Genomic DNA, 6,068 nt, shown 5'->3' with positions numbered 1-6,068 from the left:
ACGTATCTCTCCTCGCGAAATAGATATGGGTAAAGTAACTCCTCATAAATGACCGCCCTTGTCAAGGAACTAGTCATGCGTGTCTTTTCTCCGGCATTAAATTGCCAATGGTAGTCGGCAAAAGCGATCACTCCTGATATACCATTGAGATATGGGTGCCTTCAAAGGGCTGAATTTGAATCGAAACAAGCACATCTTCTTTTTCATCGCTCACACTTTCGCAGTGCAAGCTTTTTTTAGTTGTGCGGACATACAAATAACTCTGACTCTGGATGTATGAAAATGTGCATGGAATGAGAATATTTTTGAATTATGCTGAGAGTACATCTTGGTGGTGGGTTGTAGAATGGTTGCCGCAGTATTAACAACGTAGTGTATCGTGATGTGTGCTGTCGAATCTTGGCTGGAGGGTATCGATGCTGTGAGATGCATGAGCTGCTGCAGCGTGGTTAGGAGCGTGATTCACGACTGCGCTTATGACTTCCTGATTTTGTACATGGATGAAAAATGATGGTCATCGGACGGGCCAACGGGGTTCCCAGGCTGCTAAGGATACGTTTCACATACCTTAAAAATAATGAAGTTGTCTTTTGCAATACAGGAGATGTGGGACGGATTTACTGGATATGATGCTACGGACAGGGAAACTTACAGTTTGGCCTATACAACTGCCATGCTGTTTCAATTACAATCAGTGCCCCCATACATTGTCTAAAAAAGAGAACAGCTTATGTACTTATGAAGCCATTTCGGGAAGCAGTGAGGGCATGTTGTCCTGCTTGATGTCCATGGAGCTTCTGTTGAACAACTTCTATGTTCTGCAAGCCATTAAGCAAAGTCCTCATATCGGGCGAAAATAACTGGATCTTCTCAGTCAGATAGATCACGATTTTTAAAAACTAAGACATGATCGGAGTCGCCATATAAATTTCTCAAATCCTCTTATTGCCCAAAATTTCACAATAAATCCTTATATCCCTTTTTTCCTCCCAATACTTTCTAGCTATTTTAAATATACAAACTTTAAAACCGATTAGCATGGGACAAAAGTTCCAAATTGATAGATTTCATGAAATCCATAAATAACCCATATTATTCTATTATTTTTATATCTTCAAATACAAGAATTTCACTTTTTTATTAAATTGAATACCGATCATGACCCGTTAACGTGATTCAAGACAAAATTTTTGATTTTATAAATTGATAAAATCAAAATGACGTAGACTTGCAAAAAAGTCCAAAACCCTTGTATCAAAACAAATTTTACGTTACACATCATTAACACAAATGTAACAAATCAATTCTGACATCATCCGACAAATTTCAACTTTTTCAGCAATGTTCTTTAATCACCTATATAATGGAATTTATTCATATCAAGCTGAAGTGATTCAAAATTAATAACTCTTCACTTTTTAAATAGATAGTGACTTTTCATAGCTCTTTTGAACTAATTCACATGCAAAATTTTCTTTAATTTTCTTCTGAAATTTCAGTTCAGATTAAATTTTTCTCTAATTTAAGCTAGAAACTTTGTTTTTTATTTAATAGAAACGTTTTGATCTTCCTTTAAAAGTATAAATTTTTAGAAAAATCATAACTATGGAACTATTTTTTTTGCAAAATTCAATGAACCTAAAACATAAAAATAGCAAGTCTCCATGTTGCAAGAGACTTGCTATTTTTATGTTTTGGCGACTTGACCCTTAAGAATGAAGTGAATGCTGCCACAGCGAACGTACCAGAAACATTTGTTGTGTGATGTATACTGTGTACGAATCGAATCGTTTTTGTTGCCGAGCGCATCACAACCGATTGAGCTTCTGCCCTGTGATCAGACATGGAACAAATCCTTTGCAACCACTCACCAGATATCCAGACAAGCAATCGTATATCACGTCTTTTAGATGACAAGGGATTCCCGCGGCTGTCCACATTAACCGATTCAAACTGGTGCGAGAACTGAACCGGATAATCAGAGCTTGGCTTCTACGCCTACTTTGCTGCAATAAGAATCGTTCTTCACCCATCCACTACATCTGCTTGTAAATCTGTTGCAATTTCAATCATCTTAGGCACGACAGCCTCATTGGAAATAGCCACGTACACATCCCCCATGTAATGACGAAAAGGTATTTCTACGTCAGCATACTTCCACATGAAAAAATCTCCCTCGATCGACATGGTGCTCTCAGCACCTTGTATGATAAGCTCCCGTGAATACGAAAAGTTTGGCTGGGATGCAAAGTAATCTTTGCACTCCTCCAGGGAAATGGATTGCTCCACAGGATTTTCCTGCATGGAACGGGTGATTCGAAAACGCTGGTTCATTGATCTGCCTCCACAATTATGATTAAGAAATTCTGGCTCTCATACCTTATAATGTCCACATGATGATGTTAATTAAGTTGGAACTATATGGATATTCATTATACTTTCAAGCAGTTACTTTTTAGGACGCATGTTCAAACTGACTATTGTATAGATCGGCATAGAAGCCGCCTTTTGCTAGCAATTCCTCATGGTTACCCATTTCGATAATGTCACCGTCCTTCATGACCAGAATCAGATCCGCATTTTTGATCGTCGAAAGTCGGTGAGCAATCACAAAGGAGGTTTTCCCCACAGTCAGCTGGTCCATCGCTTGTTGAATCAGCAATTCCGTACGCGTATCGACCGAGCTTGTGGCCTCATCCAGAATGAGCATAGGTGAATCTTCAATCATCGCCCTTGCAATGGTAATCAATTGCTTTTGACCGGCAGAGAGATTGGCTTTGTCATCCAGAACTGTATCATATCCCTGCGGCAGTGTTTTAATGAAACTGTGCAGTCCCACCGCTCTACATGCAGCTTCTACCTGCTCATCAGTAACATGATCTTTGGAAAAGACGATATTGTCACGAATCGTTCCTTCGAACAGCCAGGTATCCTGAAGCACCATACAGAATAATTCATGAATATTCTCACGCGTTAATTGGCTAATCGGAGTTCCGTCAATGTAGATTTCTCCATCGTTCAGCTCATAAAACCGCATGAGTAAATTCACGAGCGTGGTCTTACCAGCGCCTGTCGGACCGACAATGGCAATTTTCTGACCAGCTTCAGCTTTCATAGAGAAGTCCTTGATAATCATACGGTCTGCATTATAGCCGAAACGGACATGTTTGAATTCGACGTCCCCTTTGGCGGTTTCCAGCTTCGTGGTCTTGTGACGCTCATCTGCCAATTCTTCTTCACCCAGAAATTCGAATACACGTTCACTGGCAGCGGCCGCCGATTGCAGATTGGTTGCAGCCTGTGCCAGCTGCGACAAGGGCTGTGTAAACAGACGAATATACACCATGAAGGCGACAATAGTTCCGATGGTTATAGTCTGTTGGTTGACCAGCAAAGCTCCCACAACACAGACCGCGACATAACCAAAATTTCCAATGAACATCATGACTGGCATCATCAGACCAGACATGAACTGGGACTTCCATGCATTTGTATATAAGCGGCTGTTAATGCCATGAAACACTTCCTTGGCTGCTTGTTCCCCGTTATAGACCTTGACTACGTTATGACCAGCATAGGTTTCTTCGATATGACCGTTGATCTGGCCAAGCTCCGCTTGCTGTGCTACAAAATATTTCTGTGAATGCTTCATAATCACGCTCATCAGGCTAAAGCCGATCAGCGTAGCTACAATTCCGGTAACGGTCATGATCCAGTTCGTATACAGCATCATAATCAAGGCTCCCACGAAAGTGGCCAGCGCACTGACAAGCGTGCCGAGACTGTTGTTTAGCGTTTGTCCGATGGTATCGACATCGTTTGTTACGCGGCTAAGCACATTACCGTAACTCGTAGAGTCAAAATACTTCAAAGGCATATGATCGATTTTTCGAGACAGCTCTGTTCGCATCTTCTTTGTAAGACGCTGTGAGACGGTTGCTGTAATGAAGCCCTGAAAATAGTTAAAAATAAGACCAAATCCATATAAAAGCGATAATACAAAAACAATCTTCTGAACAGCACTTACATCAATCCCGGTTACGATTCCTTCCTGAATCAGGTTGGCAATATCACTGAGCTTATCTGGGCCAATCACGTTGAGGGTAGAGCCGACCAGGGCCAGTACCATAGCGAGTATAATCATAGGCACATAGGCCTTGCTGTAGGATGCAAGCTGGCTGATGGTCTTTTTAAAATTATTTGCTTTTTCACCACCATCCCTGCCCCCCGCGGGATCTTTGCCCATGGGACCTGGCTGATTCATTTTCATTTGCTGGCTGTCGACGGTGTGTTCATTCTTATCCATGTATGAGTTCCTCCTTCGAAAGCTGCGAATATGCGATCTCCTGATAGGTGCTGCAGTTCGTCATCAGCTCTTCATGCGTGCCACTCCCTACAATCTCCCCCTGGTCCAGCACGATAATTCGGTCAGCGTCTTTGATAGTGCCTATGCGCTGACCAACAATAAGTGTCGTAGCGTGGCCGGTTTCTTTTTTGAGAGCGGAGCGCAGAATCCGATCTGTTCTGTAATCTAGTGCCGAGAAGGAATCATCGAAAATATAAATTTCCGGCTGTCGGTAGATGGCACGCGCAATCGACAGCCGTTGCTTTTGACCACCGGACACGTTCGCTCCACCTTGCGAAATTCTACCCTGATACTGACCATCCATTTTTTCAACAAACTCCGTTCCTTGAGCAATACCAACGGCTTCTTTGACGAGTTTCTCTGAAGCTCCTGCTCTTCCGTTAACACCATACGAAACGTTGGATACCACCGTACCGTTGAACAGTACAGCTCTCTGGGGAACATATCCGATTTTGTTATGGAGTGCCTGCTGATTATAGTTCCTGACATTCACACCGTCCACGAGTACCTCTCCCTCGGTCACATCATAGAAGCGGGGAATTAGATTGATCACGCTGGTTTTGCCGCTGCCTGTAGCGCCAATAAAGGCAACCGTCTCGCCTCGTTTCGCCGTAAAGCTAATATTGCGAAGCACGGCCTCCTCCGCGTCCGGATATTTGAAGCTGACATTACGGAATTCCACTTGCCCCATAACGCTTTCTTCTCCAGTCGTCTCATGCCCGTTAACGATACTGGATTCGGTATTCAAAACCTCCATGATCCGTTTGGCAGAAATCGAAGCTCGAGGCATCAGGAAGAAAATCATACTTACCATCATAAAGGCCATGACCACCTGCACCGCATAAGAGGAGAATACGACCATATTAGAGAATAGCGTAATGCGGTCCGGCACGGCCGCTCCATTAATCAGGTAAGTGCCAACCCAATAGATCGAGACACTCAGACCCGACATAATAAAGGTCATACCCGGGCCAACCATTGCCATCAACCGGTTCGCAAACAGGTTTGTATTCGTCAATTCGGCATTAGCCTGCCCGAACTTCTCCTCCTGATACTGATCTGCATTATAAGCGCGCACCACCCGAAGCCCGGTCAGATGCTCACGTGTTACCCTGTTCAGATTATCGGTGAGACGTTGGATTTTTTGGAAACTCGGAAGAGCGAAAATAACAATGACACTCAGCATCAGGATCAGGACAGCCACAGCCACTCCTGTAGAGGCGGTCCACTGCCAGTTTTTATCCGCAATCTTTGCAATGGCCCACACGGCCAGAATCGGCGCCTTGATGATCACCTGCAGCCCCAGCGCAACCACCGTTTGAATTTGGGTAACATCGTTCGTGGAGCGGGTGATAAGGCTGGCTGTTGAAAAGCTGTTCATCTCTTCCATGGAAAAAGATAAGGCCTTGTCAAAGACCATCGCACGCAGACGCATGGCCAGCCCTGCCGCGACCTTTGCCGCAAAATAGCCGACAATAATAGATGCAATCATACTGCCGACGGCACAAAACAACATGTAACTGCCGGGAATCAGCAGTTCGGACATAGGTGTTCCTTCTGTTTGCAGCTTGGTCGTAATTTCCGCCATATAATCAGGTAGCTTCAGATCGAGCCATACCTGCACAACGATGAAAGCAAGGCTGCAAAGCACGAGCATCCATTCATTTTTTTTGAGATATTTGAATATCTTTAGCATTCTGTT

3 protein-coding genes are annotated in these 6,068 nt (G+C 43.6%); all 3 read right to left on the bottom strand.

What is annotated here, in order from left to right:
• Positions 1-2,025: 2,025 nt before the first annotated feature.
• Positions 2,026-2,334: a hypothetical protein gene (locus tag MKY35_RS12270; RefSeq protein WP_342446515.1), complete on the bottom strand. Its 309-nt coding sequence runs from the start codon at positions 2,332-2,334 to the stop codon at positions 2,026-2,028.
• Positions 2,335-2,455: 121 nt separating this feature from the next.
• A complete protein-coding gene (locus MKY35_RS12265; RefSeq protein ID WP_342446514.1) occupies positions 2,456-4,306 on the bottom strand; it encodes an ABC transporter ATP-binding protein in 1,851 nt (616 codons plus the stop codon).
• On the bottom strand, positions 4,299-6,062 hold the full coding sequence (locus MKY35_RS12260; RefSeq protein WP_342446513.1) for an ABC transporter ATP-binding protein: 1,764 nt from the start codon (positions 6,060-6,062) through the stop codon (positions 4,299-4,301). The genes MKY35_RS12265 and MKY35_RS12260 overlap by 8 nt, the downstream gene beginning before the upstream one ends.
• Positions 6,063-6,068 lie beyond the last annotated feature (6 nt).

Origin of the sequence: Paenibacillus sp. FSL L8-0638, from assembly GCF_038593075.1 — a bacterium.
Lineage (GTDB): Bacteria > Bacillota > Bacilli > Paenibacillales > Paenibacillaceae > Paenibacillus > Paenibacillus polymyxa_D.
Note: the sequence above shows the minus strand (reverse complement) of the source record. Positions and strands in the feature narration are given on the sequence as shown.